Source organism: Vibrio artabrorum, assembly GCF_024347295.1.
In the GTDB taxonomy this organism is placed as follows: Bacteria; Pseudomonadota; Gammaproteobacteria; order Enterobacterales; family Vibrionaceae; genus Vibrio; species Vibrio artabrorum.
Genome location: NZ_AP025458.1, coordinates 789,730 through 806,116, shown reverse-complemented (window position 1 = coordinate 806,116; position 16,387 = coordinate 789,730). Strand labels below are relative to the sequence as shown.

Sequence of the window (16,387 nt, the reverse complement as noted above, 5' to 3'; positions counted from 1 at the left end):
GAGCCTCTGCTCTCCTTCTTTTGTATCGCTCAGTCATTTGAACGAATCAATCACAGCCCCAAGGCGTATTTCAAGACTTGAGCTTTAATCGGCCCAGAGTTCTCTGCAAGTTTTAGCGCGGCATTACGTACAAACTTGAGTGGGCCAATGTCATTACTAAAGGCTTTGTAGAAAAAGTCCATTCCGCTTTGCATAAGTAGATTGTCGCCTCTTCTCATCACTTCATAGCGCCTCGTCACCGATTGACTCAATTCACCTTTCTCTTTGCTGATATCCAATAGTGCTGCCACATCTTTAAAGCCTAAGTTAACCCCCTGTCCTGCTAGAGGGTTAATCGTATGTGCAGAGTCCCCGACAAGAATACAGTTATTCTTCGAATAGGATTGAGCATGACGTCGCGTTAGAGGGAATGAACCTGCATTCAACACTTTGATATCCCCCAACTCAGAAGGAAAATGAGCGAGGACTTCATCCCGTAATTTTTCTGGGCTCATCGCAGAAAGTTGCTGAATGCGAGACGGTGAGTCATACCATACTAAAGACCCTTGCCCCACCTCTTTACCTTCAGACATGAGCGAACACAATGGCAGGAATGAGCGAGGGCCACTTGGTAAAAACTGCTGCCAAGTAATGTCTTGCTGCGGTAACGTCGTTGCGACATTGATAAGCATACAGTGTTGTCGGTAATCCCAAGCCGTAATTCCTATCCCGGCTTGCTGTCGAACTTTGGAATTTGCACCATCCGCACCAACCACCCACTGTGCTGATACTTGCAAACCGGATTGAAGTTTGACGATGTTGGTTTTACCAAACTCGATAGTGTCTAACTTCTCTGGGCACAACAGCGTTAAATTGTCGTAGGTATCAAACTGAGCCCATAAACCCAATTGAATTAATCGATTCTCAATGATGTAACCCAAACGAGGTAAATCAAGAGATTCGGCATTAAACCGAGTGCGACACTCAGAGTGCTCCCACGTTTCTAAGCGCTTATAAGAACAAATACGCATTGCAGCAATACTCTGCCACGCACCGAGCTCTTCGAGCAAATCAGCGGATGCTTGAGAAATCGCAGATACACGGATATCCATCGCTTGTGACTGATGGAAAGCTTCCGGAGAAAAGCCTTCAATGACCGCAACACGCAACCCTTGTTTAGCAAGACCAATCGCCGTTGCCGCACCAATCATGCCACCACCGACGACCACAACGTCGTAATTGTTCATATTTTGTACTTATCAATTTGATTCTTTGACTGTTTTTGATTGTACTTTTTCATAACTAACTTGTAACCAAAAACCTTATTTGAAAAAAGCGCGATCCCTTATAGGGTATAGCGCCAACGATAATAGAAACCACTTGCGAAGAGATTTAATCAGACCACTAGTCAGTCGGTTTTTAAACCAGTACAATACGCCGCTTGCCGCTAGAGCCGTCATCAAATCAATACCTGACTATGACAAACAGGCTTGCGGATAAAAACTGGGCGATTTGCTCCCTTAAATTAAACTAACGATCGAGCGAACAAAAAATGAGTAAGAAACTGCTAATTAAAACTTGGGGCTGTCAGATGAATGAATACGATTCATCAAAAATGGCCGACCTGCTTAACGCTGCAAATGGCTATGAGCTAACAGATGTACCTGAGGAAGCAGACGTACTCCTATTGAATACTTGTTCTATTCGCGAAAAAGCACAAGAAAAAGTATTCCACCAGCTTGGTCGTTGGAAAACGCTAAAGGATAAAAAAGAAGGTGTCGTGATCGGTGTGGGTGGCTGTGTAGCAACTCAAGAAGGCGATCATATTCGCCAACGTGCACCTTATGTCGACGTTATCTTTGGTCCACAAACATTACACCGTCTGCCAGAGATGATTAAATCATCACTGTCTAACGAAAAGCCAGTAATGGACATCTCGTTCCCAGAGATCGAAAAGTTCGATAACCTACCGGAGCCAAAAGCAGACGGAGCGACGGCATTCGTGTCTATTATGGAAGGCTGTTCTAAATACTGCACTTACTGCGTTGTACCATACACACGTGGTGAAGAAGTGAGCCGTCCGATGGATGACGTTTTGTTCGAAATCGCACAACTTGCCGAGCAAGGCGTACGTGAAGTAAACCTACTTGGGCAGAACGTCAACGCATACCGTGGCCCAACTCATGAGGGTGAGATCTGTTCATTTGCTGAGCTTCTTCGCCTTGTGGCTTCTATCGATGGTATCGACCGCATTCGTTTCACGACAAGCCACCCACTCGAATTTGGTGACGACATCATTGAGGTGTATAAAGACACGCCTGAACTGGTGAGTTTCTTACACTTACCAGTTCAAAGTGGTAGTGACCGTATTCTCACGATGATGAAGCGTCCACACACTGCAATCGAATACAAATCTATCATCCGTAAACTGCGTAAAGCTCGCCCTGACATTCAGATCAGCTCGGACTTTATTGTTGGCTTCCCTGGTGAAACTAAGCAAGACTTCCAAGATACGATGAAACTGATTAAAGAAGTGGATTTCGATATGAGCTTCAGCTTTGTCTTCTCTCCTCGTCCAGGAACACCGGCAGCAGACTACCCATGTGATGTACCAGAACAAGAGAAGAAAGAGCGTCTGTACGAACTGCAGCAAACGATAAACACACAAGCGATGCGTTTTTCTCGTCTAATGTTAGGCACGGAACAACGTATTCTTGTTGAAGGTCCATCAAGAAAGAACCTAATGGAACTGCGTGGCCGAACTGAAAACAGCCGTGTTGTGAACTTCGAAGGTTCGGCTGATCTTATCGGTCAATTCGTCGACGTGAAGATCACTGAGGTTTACACCAACTCACTACGTGGTGAATTAGTCCGTACCGAAAAAGACATGGGCTTACGCGTTGTAATGACTCCTGCAGAAATGATGGAAAAAACAAAACGTGAAGACGACCTAGGTGTCGCGACATTTACGCCATAGGCAATACTACGGTTTGAGCACAAAGTGCAAACACAAAGCTTGAAATTACCTAACTGAGTGACCATCTTAGAAATAGGGAATCACCATCAGAAGCCCGGTCTAAATCGGGCTTCTTGCTCTTTTTCTTATTTAAGAGCAAGTGATACAAAATGAGAGGCTAATTTGAGCAATAAAATCGTTACTTTAGAGATCAATCTAGAACCTGCCGACAACCAACGTTTAGCAAGTTTGTGTGGCCCATTCGACGACAACATCAAGCATCTTGAGCGTCGCCTAGGTGTTGAGATTAATTACCGCAGCAACTTCTTCACGATGGTTGGTAAACCTCATACGACAGCCGCGGCTTTAGACATCATCAAACACCTCTATGTGGAAACGGCTCCAGTTAAAGGCAAGATAATTGATATCGAACCCGAGCAAGTGCATCTGGCGATCACAGAATCTGGTATTTTGGAACAGCATGCCGAGTCGGAAATTGACTATGGCAAAGAAGTGACGATTAAGACCAAGAAAGGCATCATCAAACCTCGTACCCCAAACCAAGCCCAATACCTAATGAACATGGTCACCCATGACATCACCTTTGGTATTGGGCCGGCAGGTACCGGTAAAACGTACTTAGCTGTTGCGGCAGCCGTTGATGCACTTGAACGCCAAGAGGTTCGCCGAATCCTACTCACTCGTCCTGCTGTTGAAGCTGGTGAGAAACTTGGTTTCTTACCGGGTGATTTAAGCCAGAAAGTCGACCCCTATTTGCGTCCACTTTACGATGCACTGTTTGAAATGCTCGGCTTTGAGCGTGTTGAAAAGCTGATTGAGCGTAACGTAATTGAAGTCGCGCCACTGGCTTACATGCGTGGTCGAACATTGAATGATGCGTTTATCATTCTTGATGAGAGCCAAAACACCACGGTAGAACAGATGAAAATGTTCTTAACCCGTATTGGCTTTAACTCACGAGCCGTGATCACCGGTGATATCACGCAAATCGATTTGCCTCGTGGGGCTAAATCAGGCTTACGTCATGCAACAGAAGTACTGAGCGAAGTGGATGACATTAGCTTTAACTTCTTCATGTCCGAAGACGTCGTTCGCCACCCTGTAGTAGCTCGTATCGTCAATGCGTACGAAAAATGGGAAGCAAAAGACCAAAAAGAGCGTAAAGAGTTTGAAAAGCGCAAACGTGAAGAGCGCGAAGCTAAACTTCTTGAGGCTCAGCAGGCGGTTACGACACAATTAGCAACACAAAATAGCTCTGTAATTACAGAGCAAGGTGATAAATAGATGTCTATTGAACTAGACCTACAATTAGCGGTCGAAAATGAGCAAGGTCTTCCAACCAAACAGGATATTCAGCTTTGGCTAAACAAGACAATTCCTCAGTTTCAAGAGAACGCCGAGTTGACGGTTCGTATCGTAGATACCAAAGAAAGCCACCAACTCAACCATGAATATCGTGGAAAAGACAAGCCAACTAACGTGCTGTCTTTTCCATTCGAGGCTCCTCCAGGGATCGATTTAGATCTACTGGGCGACCTTATTATCTGCCGCCAAGTTGTCGAAAAAGAAGCAGAAGAGCAAAATAAGCCTCTGCTAGCACACTGGGCTCATATGGTTGTACATGGCAGCCTGCATCTGCTAGGTTATGATCATATCGAAGATGATGAAGCTGAAGAGATGGAGTCACTCGAAACAGAAATCATGCAAGCTATGGGGTTTGAAGACCCTTATATTCTAGAAAAATAAATTGATTCTAGTTAAGTAGATTGCAGAGAAACAATAACTCATCGAACCTGTTATTTTTACAGGAATCTGAGTTGTGATGTGTGCTATCACACTTCTGATAGCGTTATTTTTTGAGAAATCATGAACGAAGGTAACCCCCCCACTTCTGAGGGAAGTAAAAAATCTGAAGGTCCGAGTAGAAAGTCCTTCTTTGAACGCCTAGGCCAACTATTTCAAGGTGAGATGAAAGATCGCCAAGAGCTCGTCGATGTAATTCGCGACTCAGAAATCAATGACCTAATTGACCACGACACGCGCGACATGCTCGAGGGTGTTATGGAAATTTCAGAGATGCGAGTCCGCGATATTATGCTGCCTCGATCTCAAATGGTTACAGTTGAACGCACCGATGACTTAGACACATTGATTGCGCTGATTACTGATGCTCAACACTCTCGCTACCCAGTGATCAGTGAAGACAAAGACCATGTTGAAGGCATTCTATTAGCGAAGGACCTACTTAAGTACTTAGGTTCAGACAGTGCTCCATTTGACATCGAACAAGTGATTCGCCCTGTTGTTGTTGTTCCTGAAAGTAAGCGTGTTGATCGCCTACTGAAGGAGTTCCAAGAAGAGCGTTATCACATGTCTATCGTTGTCGATGAGTTTGGCGGTGTCTCTGGCCTAGTAACCATTGAAGATATCCTCGAAGAAATCGTTGGTGAAATTGAAGACGAGTTCGACGATGAGGAAGAGCTAGATATTCGTAAGCTGAGTAAGCATACTTTCTCTGTTAAAGCTTTAACAACCATTGAAGAGTTCAACGATACGTTTAACACAGCCTTCAATGATGACGAAGTGGATACAATCGGTGGGATGGTCATGACAGCACTCGGTCACTTGCCGGTTCGTGGCGAAATTGTAGAAATCGATAACTACCATTTCAAAATAACATCCGCAGATAACCGTCGTGTGATTCAGCTTCAGGTAACCATTCCTGACGAGCAGCCTCTTCCGACTATCGAAGAATAACAACTTCTCTCTAAAGAGATGACAGAAATCAGATGACTAATACCTTTATTCATCGCCTATTACGGCCGCTTGCGGCCGTTTTTGTTGGCGCTATAACCACTCTTTCATTCGCACCATACTCAATATGGCCTCTTGCGATTCTCAGCCCCGCATTACTGCTGCTACTGATCCATAACCGTTCGCCTAAACACGCACTTTGGATTGGTTACGCTTGGGGTTTAGGTCAATTTACAACGGGCGTCAGTTGGGTTTACGTCAGTATTGAACATTTTGGCGGTATGCCCCAGGCCGCCAACCTCTTTTTGATGGCATTGCTCATTGGCTACCTAGCCGTTTATTCTGGTCTGTTTACCTGGAGCTTGAACAAGTACTTCCCGACCAATAACTTAAGCCGCTTTTTCCTAGCAGCTCCAGTCCTGTGGCTAATCAGTGATTGGTTACGCGGATGGGTCATGACGGGCTTCCCTTGGCTTTGGTTAGGCTACAGCCAAATCGATTCGCCTTTGGGGTCATTTGCACCGCTTGGCGGCGTCGAGTTAGTGACTCTGGCTGTGATTGTTTCCGCCTCTGCACTTGCCTATATGGTGATCAACAAACGATGGAGTGTTGGCCTCATCCCTGCTGTCGTATTTAGTACCGGTTTTGGTATTCGAAATATCGATTGGGTCACGCCAAACCCTGAGAAAACTACGTCTGTCGTTTTAATACAAGGCAACATCGATCAAGACAGCAAATGGTTACCAAGTCATCGCTGGCCAACCATGATGAAATATACCGACCTAAGCAGAGAAAACTGGGATGCGGATATCATCATTTGGCCTGAAGCTGCAATTCCCGCGTTTGAAGTCGAGATCCCATCTTTCCTACGTAACTTAGATAGCGCAGCGAAGATGAACAACAGCTCGATCATCACAGGTGTGCTTAATCAGTCTGAAGATAAAAAATACTACAACAGTATCCTTTCTCTAGGGGTGAATCCTTATGGTGACTACAGCTACGACCCAGACGAACGCTATCATAAACATCACCTTTTGCCGTTTGGTGAGTTTGTGCCGTTTGAAAAGATCTTACGCCCATTAGCACCATTATTTAACTTGCCGATGTCATCGTTCAGCCGTGGCGACTTTGTTCAACCAAACATCGTAGCTAATGGACGACACTTGGCTCCTGCATTGTGTTACGAAATCATCTTTAATGAGCAAGTAAGGCAAAGCGTAACGGATGATACCGACTTCATTTTAACGCTTTCTAACGATACTTGGTTTGGACATTCGATTGGGCCATTACAACATATGGAGATCGCACAGATGCGCGCTCTGGAGCTTGGTAAACCCGTTATTCGCTCGACTAACAATGGGGTGACGGCCGTAACCGATTACAAAGGCAACATCATCAAGCAGATACCTCAGTTTGAAACGGCAGTACTGAAAGCTGAACTCATTTCAACAGATGGTCAAACGCCTTACCACACAGTCGGTACTTGGCCACTGTATATCTGGGCGATGCTCAGCTTGGTGATTGGTTGGGTAATAAGAAAGCCAAAAAGCTAGATTAGACATTCGTAGAAAAGTGATTTGAGGGTTGACTGGCTGGGTCAACCCTTTTTTATTACTGTTGTTTTACCTTGATATGCTATGGTTCAGGAGCTTACGGCTTAAGGGCTTTACGACTAAACCCTTTAGAACCACATTTAATGCATGGAATGATCGTCGTTGGATGGTTGTATTCAGTTTGATGCCCACAATCATCACATATCAGGGTGCCGAGTCCAATAACCTCATTTGCTTGGTATAACCCTTGTTGCTCCAGATCTTGAAATAATTCAACCCACTCCACCTTAGTACGATCAGTAATATCGAGTAACCCCTGCCAAATAGAGTCCGTAATCATCAAATAAAATGGACTACTCTTACTCTCTTCATAGCTTTCGGAGAACTCTTTTAAATCCGACTTTACGTAAGCGGAAATTAATGCAAGCTCATCTTTTGTCATGTCATTGGCGGCTTGGGCGAATTTACCTGACGTTTCAATTTTGTGGTTGAGCTCTTCAGGACTATGCTTCAGCGTTTCAATGACCTCTTCAACGACGTCTTCATAGAGCGTTTTTTTTATCGACATAAACGACCTCCTTAAGATTACAAACCTTTAACAAACAAATGTAATTCATACCTTTTAGCATAGCTCTTCTTAGCAATTAGATGAAATTTAGGCCATCAACCAGACTACAACTGCAAGTATGCAGGGTATAACTATTGTTGTACTCAGCTCCTTTAGGTATTCTATGATGATCTGTAAGATTCTGTTCTAACCGAACTCACAAATTCCAAGATAACCGGATACCATCGATGCAAGAACAATATAACCCGCAAGAGATTGAACAAAAGGTTCAACAACACTGGGATAACAGCGAGACTTTCGTTGTAAGTGAAGACCCAAACAAAGAAAAATTCTACTGTCTTTCTATGTTCCCTTACCCAAGTGGCCGACTGCACATGGGCCACGTGCGTAACTACACCATCGGTGATGTGGTATCTCGCTTTCAACGTCTACAAGGCAAAAACGTAATGCAACCAATTGGTTGGGATGCGTTCGGCCTGCCTGCTGAAAACGCAGCAGTTAAAAACAACACAGCACCGGCACCATGGACTTACGAAAATATTGAGTACATGAAGAACCAGCTTAAACTTCTAGGCTTTGGTTACGACTGGAACCGTGAATTCGCAACCTGTACGCCTGAGTACTACCGTTGGGAGCAAGAGTTCTTCACTAAGCTTTACCAACAAGGCCTCGTTTACAAGAAGACTTCTTCTGTGAACTGGTGCCCAAATGACCAAACGGTTCTGGCAAATGAGCAAGTAGAAGATGGTTGCTGCTGGCGTTGTGATACGCCGGTAGAGCAAAAGAAAATTCCACAGTGGTTCATTAAAATCACTGAATACGCTCAAGAGCTACTCGACGATCTAGACAACCTTGAAGGTTGGCCTGAAATGGTTAAGACCATGCAGCGCAACTGGATCGGTCGCTCTGAAGGTGTTGAGCTATCTTTCGCTGTTAACGGCGAAGAAACACCATTAGAAGTCTACACAACACGTCCAGATACACTGATGGGCGTCACTTACGTAGGTATCGCAGCTGGTCACCCTCTGGCAGAGAAAGCAGCGAAGAGCAACCCAGAACTTGCGGCCTTCGTTGAAGAGTGTCGTAACACTAAAGTCGCTGAAGCTGAACTTGCAACGATGGAAAAGAAAGGTATGGATACCGGCCTAACGGCTATCCACCCTCTTAACGGTCGTGTTGTTCCTGTATACGTAGCAAACTTCGTACTTATGGATTACGGCACAGGTGCGGTAATGGCGGTTCCTGCTCACGATCAACGTGACTACGAGTTCGCAACTAAGTACGGCATCGATATCATCCCAGTCATCAAACCTGAAGACGGTTCTGAACTGGATGTGTCTGAAGCGGCTTACACTGAAAAAGGTGTCCTGTTCGACTCTGGTGAATTCGATGGCCTTGCATTCCAAGAAGCATTCGATGCAATCGCTACGAAGCTTGAAGCTGAAGGCAAAGGTAAGAAGACAGTAAACTTCCGTCTACGTGACTGGGGCGTTTCTCGTCAGCGTTACTGGGGTGCGCCAATCCCAATGGTCACTACTGAAGACGGTCAAGTTCACCCAGTACCCGCGGACCAACTGCCCGTTATTCTACCTGAAGACGTGGTAATGGATGGCGTAACGAGCCCTATCAAGGCAGACAAGTCTTGGGCTGAAACCACATTCAATGGCGAACCTGCTCTCCGTGAGACGGATACGTTCGATACGTTCATGGAGTCTTCATGGTACTACGCACGTTACTGTTCACCACAAGCTGACGACATTCTAGATCCTGAAAAAGCAAACTACTGGCTACCCGTTGACCAATACGTTGGTGGTATCGAACACGCTTGTATGCACCTGCTTTACTCTCGTTTCTTCCACAAGCTTCTGCGTGATGCGGGTTACGTAACGTCTGACGAACCGTTCAAGCAACTGCTATGTCAAGGCATGGTTCTGGCTGACGCGTTCTATCACGAAAACGACAAAGGCACTAAAGAGTGGATTGCACCGACAGATGTCACAGTTGAACGTGACGCAAAAGGTCGCATTGAAAAAGCCGTCGACAACCAAGGCCGTGACGTAGAGCACTCAGGCATGATCAAAATGTCTAAGTCTAAGAATAACGGTATCGACCCACAAGAGATGGTCGACAAGTACGGTGCAGATACAGTGCGTCTATTCATGATGTTTGCATCACCTGCTGATATGACGCTTGAATGGCAAGAATCTGGTGTTGAAGGGGCAAACCGCTTCCTTAAACGTGTATGGAAACTGGTTCACGCTCACTCTTCTAAAGGGGTGGCTGAATCGGTTGATGCTTCTGCGCTATCTGGCGACCAAAAAGCACTGCGTCGTGATGTCCACAAGACCATCGCGAAAGTAACGGACGATATTGGCCGACGCCAAACGTTCAACACAGCAATCGCTGCGATCATGGAACTGATGAACAAGCTAGCGAAAGCGCCACAAGAATCAGCACAAGACCGTGCCATTCTTGACGAAGCACTTAAAGCCGTGGTTCGCATGCTTTACCCAATGACTCCACACATCTCATACGAAATGTGGATTGCGCTTGGTGAATCAAACGTAGACTCAGCAACATGGCCAACTTTCGATGAGAAAGCGCTAGTTGAAGACGAGAAAACGATCGTTGTCATGATCAACGGTAAGCTACGTGCGAAACTAACGGTTGCTGCAGATGCCACAGAAGAGCAAGTTCGTGAGCTTGGTCTAAACGATGAGAACGCTAAGAAGTTCCTAGATGGCTTAACGATTCGTAAAGTTATCTTCGTACCCGGTAAGCTTCTAAACATCGTTGCTAACTAATTTTGTTAGCACAATGCCATTGCTAAAGAATTAACGAACTTAATTCATCAAAAGCAGTCTGTAGACAGGGTAACTAATTACCCTGTCTACTTATTTAAGCGCTTTAGACTTGAGCCTAACCACTCAAACAAACTAAAGCTTTTAAATAAGTATTCTACCGTCATGAGAGCCATCCAATAATGCGCCTGATTTCACTATCTTCATTGAAAGTTACTGTTGTTGTTTTAACCGTTAGCCTATTAAGTGCGTGTGGTTTCCACCTACGTGGTGATTACTCAGTGCCTGAAGAGCTTAACAAGATCTCAGTAACCAGTTACGACCAATACAGTACGTTTACGCGTATGATGAAAGGTCAACTGCGTCTGAATGATGTTGAAATTGTGCCACCGGCTGAGAACACCCCTAACCTGCATATTATTAGTGAGAGCGTTGGTGAGAGAACGCTGTCTCTCTACCAAAACACTCGTGCAGCAGAGAAAGAACTAACATTTCGAGCTTCATATCGAGTAACGATTCCTGAAATTGGCTCAAAAACATTCTCAACCAGTGTAACCCGTAGTTATCTTGATAACCCGTTAACCGCACTCGCGAAATCGGTTGAACGAGACATGATCGAAGATGAAATGCGAAAACTTGCGACAAGCCAGATCCTTCGTCAGATGGCTCGATTGAAAGCCACGATTGCGGCAGGGAGCATGGAGCATGAAGCTTTGGAAAACGTACAAGTGAAAGACCTTGAGCAGCAGTATGACATCAAGAACATCGAAATTGACGACGTTGAGAGCACTTCAAGCTCAACCGATCAATCACAATCAATTGAATCTGTTGAATAATAGGTCTATTTGATGCGTATTTTTGCTGACCGCTTGTCTGAGCAACTCGCTAAACAGTTGAGTCATGTTTACCTCATTTTTGGTAACGAGCCACTACTGCTGCAAGAGAGCCGAGAAGCGATTCAACAAGCGGCAAAACAACAAGGCTTCGAAGAACGTCACCGCTTTGCAATTGATAGCAGTCTAGATTGGAATCAAGTCTACGACTGTACTCAAGCACTGAGCCTATTTTCAAGTCGCCAGATCATCGAGCTTGAGCTGCCGGAATCTGGGGTTAATGCGGCGATAGCGAAAGAATTACTCGCGATTTCTGAGCATATCCACAACGATATCTTATTGATATTAATAGGAACGAAACTGACGAAGGCTCAGGAGAATGCTAAATGGTTTAAGGCACTCTCGAACCAAGGGCATTGGGTAAGCTGTTTAACGCCAGATGTCGGTCGATTACCTCAGTTTGTCCAAGCACGCTGCCGTAAAATCGGTTTATCACCCGATCCTGAAGCCATTCAGATGCTCGCGCAATGGCACGAAGGCAATCTTTTTGCTCTGACACAAAGCTTAGAAAAATTGGCGCTTCAGTATCCCGATGGAAAGCTCACATTAGTCCGCCTTCAAGAGTCACTAAGCCGACATAACCATTTTACTCCATTCCATTGGAGTGACGCCCTACTGGCAGGTAAAGGGAATCGAGCACAACGAATTCTAAGACAATTGGAAGCGGAAGGTATTGAGCCCGTTATTTTACTGCGTAGCGTACAACGTGAGCTTGTTTTGCTATTACAAATGCAGCAACAAATGCAGCAGATGCCGATTGGTCAGGTCTTCGAGAAACAGCGTATCTGGCAATCAAAGAAGCCTCTTTATAACGCGGCGCTAACTAGAGTTTCAATGTCTCAATTACACTCCCTGTTTGCGTTGCTTACTCAAGCTGAATTGATCACAAAAACCCAGTATGAGCAGTCGCCTTGGCCACTAATTCATCAGTTGAGTGTGGAGTTTTGTCTCCCTTCAGCTTCAATACCATCTCACGTATAAAAGCGTGTTATATTCTAGGGTCAATAGATCCTAAACAAAGCTAAATTCAGATTAAAGGAACACCCCGTGTTACGTGAAGAATTAAAAGATTTTCTTGCCGACAAAGCCGACGACATGAAAGCAGAATCGATTGTGACTATCGATGTCGAAGGTAAATCAAGTGTGACTGATTACATGATTGTTTGTACTGGCACCTCGAAACGCCATGTTGCCTCTATTGCACAGCATGTTGCTGATGAAGTGCGTAAAGCGGGTATGCAACCACTCGGTATGGACGGCCAGCAAGAAGGTGAATGGGTTGTTCTAGATATGGGCACAAGCATGCTTCACGTTATGCAAGAAGAGCATCGTGAACTGTACCAACTCGAAAAACTTTGGGGCTAAGCTTTGAAGATCCAGTTAATCGCAGTTGGTACAAAAATGCCAAAGTGGGTTGAAGAAGGGTTTCAAGAATACAAACGCCGCTTCCCTCACGATATGCCATTAGAGCTCGTTGAGATCACGGCAGGAAAGCGCGGTAAAAATGCCGACATTGCACGCATTCTTCAAAAAGAAGGCGAAGCCATGCTGGCTGCGGTTCCAAAAGGTAACCGCATTGTCACGCTTGATATCCCAGGTAGAAAGTGGGATACCCCTCAACTGGCTGAGCAGCTAGAAAGTTGGAAGTTGGATGGACGTGATGTGTCTATCCTTATTGGGGGCCCTGAAGGATTAGCACCAGCTTGTAAATCGGCAGCAGACCAAAGCTGGTCTTTATCAGCACTGACGCTTCCTCACCCATTAGTACGCGTGATCATGGCCGAAAGCTTGTATCGAGCTTGGAGTATCACAGCTAACCACCCTTATCATCGAGAATAATCCGTTAATGTTACGTAAACGTAGCCAAATCCGTGATTACAAAGCAGAAGCACGACTATTTACTGGCCGTGCTTTTGTTGCGTTTATAGGGATCATTGTGATGATGTCGATATTGGTGGCTAACCTGTACCATATCCAGATCAATCAATATCAGGACTATAAAACACGATCGAACGATAACCGAATTAAGGTCGTTCCAATTGCCCCTACCCGAGGTTTAATTTACGACCGAAATGGGGTGCTTTTGGCCGAAAACCGCCCTGTTTTCAACCTGGAAATCATACCTGAAAAAATTCAAGATATGGAGGGGACGCTGCGTCGCTTACAAGCGTTAATCGAGATCCCACCAGAACGTATCGAACGCTTTAATCGTGAGCGTCTGAATTCACGACGCTTTAAATCAGTCCCGATTTTAAATCAGCTGACCGAAGAGCAAGTGGCCGTCTTTTCTGCAAATCAACACAAATTTCCTGGCGTTGAAGTAACAGGAACATTGAAACGTTTCTACCCTTATGGTGATGTGCTGACTCATGTAATCGGCTACGTATCTCGCATCAATGATCGTGATATGCAACGCTTAGCGAGAGAAGAAAAAGACGCAAATTACCAAGCGACTCGCGACATCGGTAAACTTGGCATTGAGCGCTACTACGAAGACATACTGCACGGTACCGCGGGCTATCAAGAAGTCGAAGTCAACAGCCGTGGACGAGTGATCCGCACCCTGAAGTTTGTCCCTTCAGTTCCGGGTAAAGATATCGTGCTCAATTTGGATATCAAACTGCAGCTGTATGTACATAAATTACTGGATAACCGCCGTGGTTCAGCCATTGTTCTCGACCCGAAAGACAATGGCGTATTAGCCATGGTGTCGAGTCCAAGCTACGACCCAAATGCATTCGTACATGGTATTTCGTCTAAAGGTTATAACGCGCTGCTTCAAGACAAAGACCGACCTTTGGTTAACCGTGCAACGCTAGGGATCTATCCACCAGCTTCGACGATCAAGCCCTTCATTGCAGTTGCTGCTTTGCAAGAAGGCGTTATTACACCGAAGACAACGCGTAATGACCCAGGTTATTGGAAGATCCCTAACTCAAAAACAAGACCATTCCGTGATTGGCTACGCTGGGGACACGGCGTGGTTGATATAGAAAAAGCGATTGAAGAGTCGGTGGATACTTTCTTTTACCAAATAGCTTACGATCTTGGTATTGATCGCATATCTAAATGGATGATGATGTTCGGATTTGGTGATTATACTGGCATCGATATCTATGAAGAGAGTAAAGCCAATATGCCAACCCGTGATTGGAAGATGGCAAGACACCGTGTGCCTTGGTACCAAGGTGACACCATCCCCGTTGGCATTGGTCAAGGTTACTGGACTGCGACCCCTATGCAGATTGCAAAAGCGACATCAGTATTAGTTAATGAAGGGGAAGTCAGAGCCCCTCATCTATTGCGTGCAACCATAGATAACAGTCGCCCGTTCGATGAACAAGTCATGTCGGACATTGAAACTTACCCACCGCTGACCGGCGTTAAGAAAAAGTATTGGGAAATCGCTCAGGAAGGCATGCGACGGGCTAACCATGGTAAGAAAGGTACGGCAAGGCGCTCATTCCAGAAGATGTCTTACCAAACTGCAGGTAAATCCGGTACAGCACAGGTATTCGGCCTAAAAGAAGATGAAGAGTACAACGCAGACGAAATCGCGGAGCACTTACGCGATCACGCTCTCTTTACCGGTTATGCACCTTTTGAGGCTCCTGAAGCGGTTGTGACTATCGTTCTAGAGAACGCCGGTGGCGGTTCGTCAAATGGCGGCCCGGTAGTAAGAAGAATTTTAGACCATATTATCCTTGCAGATGATTATGAAAGTAAGGCAATAAAATAATGAAACTTGATCCATCAACTGGACGAAATAGAGCTCTATTTGAAAGGCTGCATATCGACCTACCACTCTTGCTTGGCATTCTGGTTTTAATGGGCTTTGCCCTACTGATCATGTACAGCGCAAGCGGAAAAAGCCTTGTAATGATGGATCGTCAGGCGATGCGCATGGCTCTGTCTCTCGGTGTGATGATCTTCTTGGCTCAAATCTCACCGCGAACCTATGAAAGCTTAGCTCCCTTATTATTTGCTGGAGGGGTCATTTTGCTACTCGGCGTACTGTTCTTTGGTGAAGCCTCTAAAGGCGCTCAGCGCTGGCTGAATTTCGGTTTTGTTCGATTTCAACCTTCCGAGTTATTAAAGCTAGCCGTACCTTTAATGTTGGCGCGATTTATCGGTAAGCGCTCGCTTCCACCGACTTTCCAAACGTTAGCGATCTCTCTCGTGATGGTGTTTGTACCGACGATTTTAATCGCAAAGCAACCTGATTTAGGCACCTCTATCCTTATCGCTGCGTCCGGTATATTCGTGATATTCCTTGCAGGTATTAGCTGGAAGATCATCGCCAGTGCGGCAATTGCACTGGGTGGGTTTATTCCCATTTTGTGGTTTTTCTTGATGCGCGAATATCAAAAAGTACGCGTAAGAACCCTTTTTAATCCTGAGTCCGATCCATTAGGAGCGGGTTACCACATTATCCAGAGTAAAATAGCGATAGGCTCCGGGGGTATCTCAGGAAAAGGCTGGCTACAGGGCACTCAATCTCAATTGGAGTTCATTCCAGAACGACACACTGACTTTATTTTTGCCGTGATTGCTGAAGAATGGGGCATGATCGGCATTTTGTGCTTACTCGCCATCTATCTGTTCATTATTGGACGCGGTTTAGTACTTGCCAGCCAAGCTCAAACCGCATTTGGTCGAATGATGGGCGGCAGTATTGTACTGAGTTTCTTTGTCTATATTTTCGTAAACATTGGCATGGTGAGTGGCATTCTGCCCGTCGTGGGCGTCCCTCTTCCTCTAGTCAGTTATGGCGGTACTTCAATGGTTACCTTGATGGCGGGCTTTGGTATTTTAATGTCAATTCATACACACAGAAAAGCATTCTCAAAGGCGACCTAATC

Annotated in this window: 14 protein-coding genes; 12 read left to right on the top strand and 2 right to left on the bottom strand. The window is 45.4% G+C overall.

From position 1 onward, the window contains the following. Positions 1-50: 50 nt before the first annotated feature. Positions 51-1,226: a 2-octaprenyl-3-methyl-6-methoxy-1,4-benzoquinol hydroxylase gene (locus OCU36_RS03670; protein ID WP_261839090.1), complete on the bottom strand. Its 1,176-nt coding sequence runs from the start codon at positions 1,224-1,226 to the stop codon at positions 51-53. Between the two features lie 305 nt (positions 1,227-1,531). Between OCU36_RS03670 and miaB the strand changes: the two genes are divergently transcribed. The 5 genes from miaB to lnt all read left to right on the top strand — a co-directional run bounded on the left by miaB (position 1,532) and on the right by lnt (position 7,263). Beyond that, positions 1,532-2,956 (top strand): tRNA (N6-isopentenyl adenosine(37)-C2)-methylthiotransferase MiaB, encoded by a 1,425-nt coding sequence (miaB, locus tag OCU36_RS03665; protein ID WP_261839089.1) that lies wholly within the window; start codon positions 1,532-1,534, stop codon positions 2,954-2,956. Between the two features lie 162 nt (positions 2,957-3,118). Continuing rightward, entirely contained in the window at positions 3,119-4,240 is a 1,122-nt protein-coding gene (locus OCU36_RS03660) for a PhoH family protein (protein WP_261839088.1), read from the top strand. Beyond that, positions 4,241-4,702 carry an rRNA maturation RNase YbeY gene (gene ybeY, locus OCU36_RS03655; protein ID WP_261839087.1) on the top strand — a complete coding sequence of 154 codons (462 nt, stop codon included), beginning with the start codon at positions 4,241-4,243 and terminating at the stop codon, positions 4,700-4,702. It begins immediately after the preceding gene. 120 nt (positions 4,703-4,822) lie between these two features. After that, positions 4,823-5,713, top strand: a complete 891-nt coding sequence (corC, locus tag OCU36_RS03650; protein WP_261839086.1) for a CNNM family magnesium/cobalt transport protein CorC — start codon at positions 4,823-4,825, stop codon at positions 5,711-5,713. 32 nt (positions 5,714-5,745) lie between these two features. Continuing rightward, positions 5,746-7,263: an apolipoprotein N-acyltransferase gene (gene lnt, locus OCU36_RS03645; protein ID WP_261839085.1), complete on the top strand. Its 1,518-nt coding sequence runs from the start codon at positions 5,746-5,748 to the stop codon at positions 7,261-7,263. Between the two features lie 97 nt (positions 7,264-7,360). Here lnt and OCU36_RS03640 read toward each other — a convergent pair whose 3' ends face one another. Then, positions 7,361-7,831, bottom strand: a complete 471-nt coding sequence (locus OCU36_RS03640; RefSeq protein WP_261839084.1) for a zinc ribbon-containing protein — start codon at positions 7,829-7,831, stop codon at positions 7,361-7,363. A gap of 227 nt (positions 7,832-8,058) precedes the next feature. Between OCU36_RS03640 and leuS the strand changes: the two genes are divergently transcribed. The 7 genes from leuS (at position 8,059) to rodA (ending at position 16,385) form a co-directional block, all read left to right on the top strand. Then, positions 8,059-10,635 carry a leucine--tRNA ligase gene (gene leuS, locus OCU36_RS03635; RefSeq protein ID WP_261839083.1) on the top strand — a complete coding sequence of 859 codons (2,577 nt, stop codon included), beginning with the start codon at positions 8,059-8,061 and terminating at the stop codon, positions 10,633-10,635. Between the two features lie 179 nt (positions 10,636-10,814). Further along, on the top strand, positions 10,815-11,468 hold the full coding sequence (locus OCU36_RS03630; protein WP_261839082.1) for an LPS-assembly lipoprotein LptE: 654 nt from the start codon (positions 10,815-10,817) through the stop codon (positions 11,466-11,468). A gap of 12 nt (positions 11,469-11,480) precedes the next feature. Next, positions 11,481-12,506, top strand: a complete 1,026-nt coding sequence (gene holA / locus OCU36_RS03625) for a DNA polymerase III subunit delta (RefSeq protein WP_261839081.1) — start codon at positions 11,481-11,483, stop codon at positions 12,504-12,506. A gap of 66 nt (positions 12,507-12,572) precedes the next feature. Beyond that, entirely contained in the window at positions 12,573-12,890 is a 318-nt protein-coding gene (gene rsfS / locus OCU36_RS03620; RefSeq protein ID WP_004735247.1) for a ribosome silencing factor, read from the top strand. 3 nt (positions 12,891-12,893) lie between these two features. Further along, positions 12,894-13,364, top strand: a complete 471-nt coding sequence (gene rlmH, locus OCU36_RS03615) for a 23S rRNA (pseudouridine(1915)-N(3))-methyltransferase RlmH (RefSeq protein WP_261839080.1) — start codon at positions 12,894-12,896, stop codon at positions 13,362-13,364. Between the two features lie 7 nt (positions 13,365-13,371). Next, the gene (gene mrdA / locus OCU36_RS03610) at positions 13,372-15,264 is read left to right on the top strand and encodes a penicillin-binding protein 2 (RefSeq protein WP_261839079.1); all 1,893 of its coding nucleotides are present in this window, start codon (positions 13,372-13,374) and stop codon (positions 15,262-15,264) included. Beyond that, positions 15,264-16,385, top strand: coding sequence for a rod shape-determining protein RodA (gene rodA, locus OCU36_RS03605; RefSeq protein WP_261839078.1), 1,122 nt, complete (start codon positions 15,264-15,266; stop codon positions 16,383-16,385). Before mrdA ends, rodA begins: the two co-directional genes overlap by 1 nt. Positions 16,386-16,387 lie beyond the last annotated feature (2 nt).

What these genes read in the sequence shown, in the direction of transcription:
- OCU36_RS03670 (WP_261839090.1), bottom strand. Translation starts at nt 1,226, where the DNA reads ATGAACAATTACGACGTTGTGGTCGTCGGTGGTGGCATGATTGGTGCG.
- miaB (WP_261839089.1), top strand. Translation starts at nt 1,532, where the DNA reads ATGAGTAAGAAACTGCTAATTAAAACTTGGGGCTGTCAGATGAATGAA.
- ybeY (WP_261839087.1), top strand. Translation starts at nt 4,241, where the DNA reads ATGTCTATTGAACTAGACCTACAATTAGCGGTCGAAAATGAGCAAGGT.
- corC (WP_261839086.1), top strand. Translation starts at nt 4,823, where the DNA reads ATGAACGAAGGTAACCCCCCCACTTCTGAGGGAAGTAAAAAATCTGAA.
- lnt (WP_261839085.1), top strand. Translation starts at nt 5,746, where the DNA reads ATGACTAATACCTTTATTCATCGCCTATTACGGCCGCTTGCGGCCGTT.
- OCU36_RS03640 (WP_261839084.1), bottom strand. Translation starts at nt 7,831, where the DNA reads ATGTCGATAAAAAAAACGCTCTATGAAGACGTCGTTGAAGAGGTCATT.
- leuS (WP_261839083.1), top strand. Translation starts at nt 8,059, where the DNA reads ATGCAAGAACAATATAACCCGCAAGAGATTGAACAAAAGGTTCAACAA.
- OCU36_RS03630 (WP_261839082.1), top strand. Translation starts at nt 10,815, where the DNA reads ATGCGCCTGATTTCACTATCTTCATTGAAAGTTACTGTTGTTGTTTTA.
- holA (WP_261839081.1), top strand. Translation starts at nt 11,481, where the DNA reads ATGCGTATTTTTGCTGACCGCTTGTCTGAGCAACTCGCTAAACAGTTG.
- mrdA (WP_261839079.1), top strand. Translation starts at nt 13,372, where the DNA reads ATGTTACGTAAACGTAGCCAAATCCGTGATTACAAAGCAGAAGCACGA.
- rodA (WP_261839078.1), top strand. Translation starts at nt 15,264, where the DNA reads ATGAAACTTGATCCATCAACTGGACGAAATAGAGCTCTATTTGAAAGG.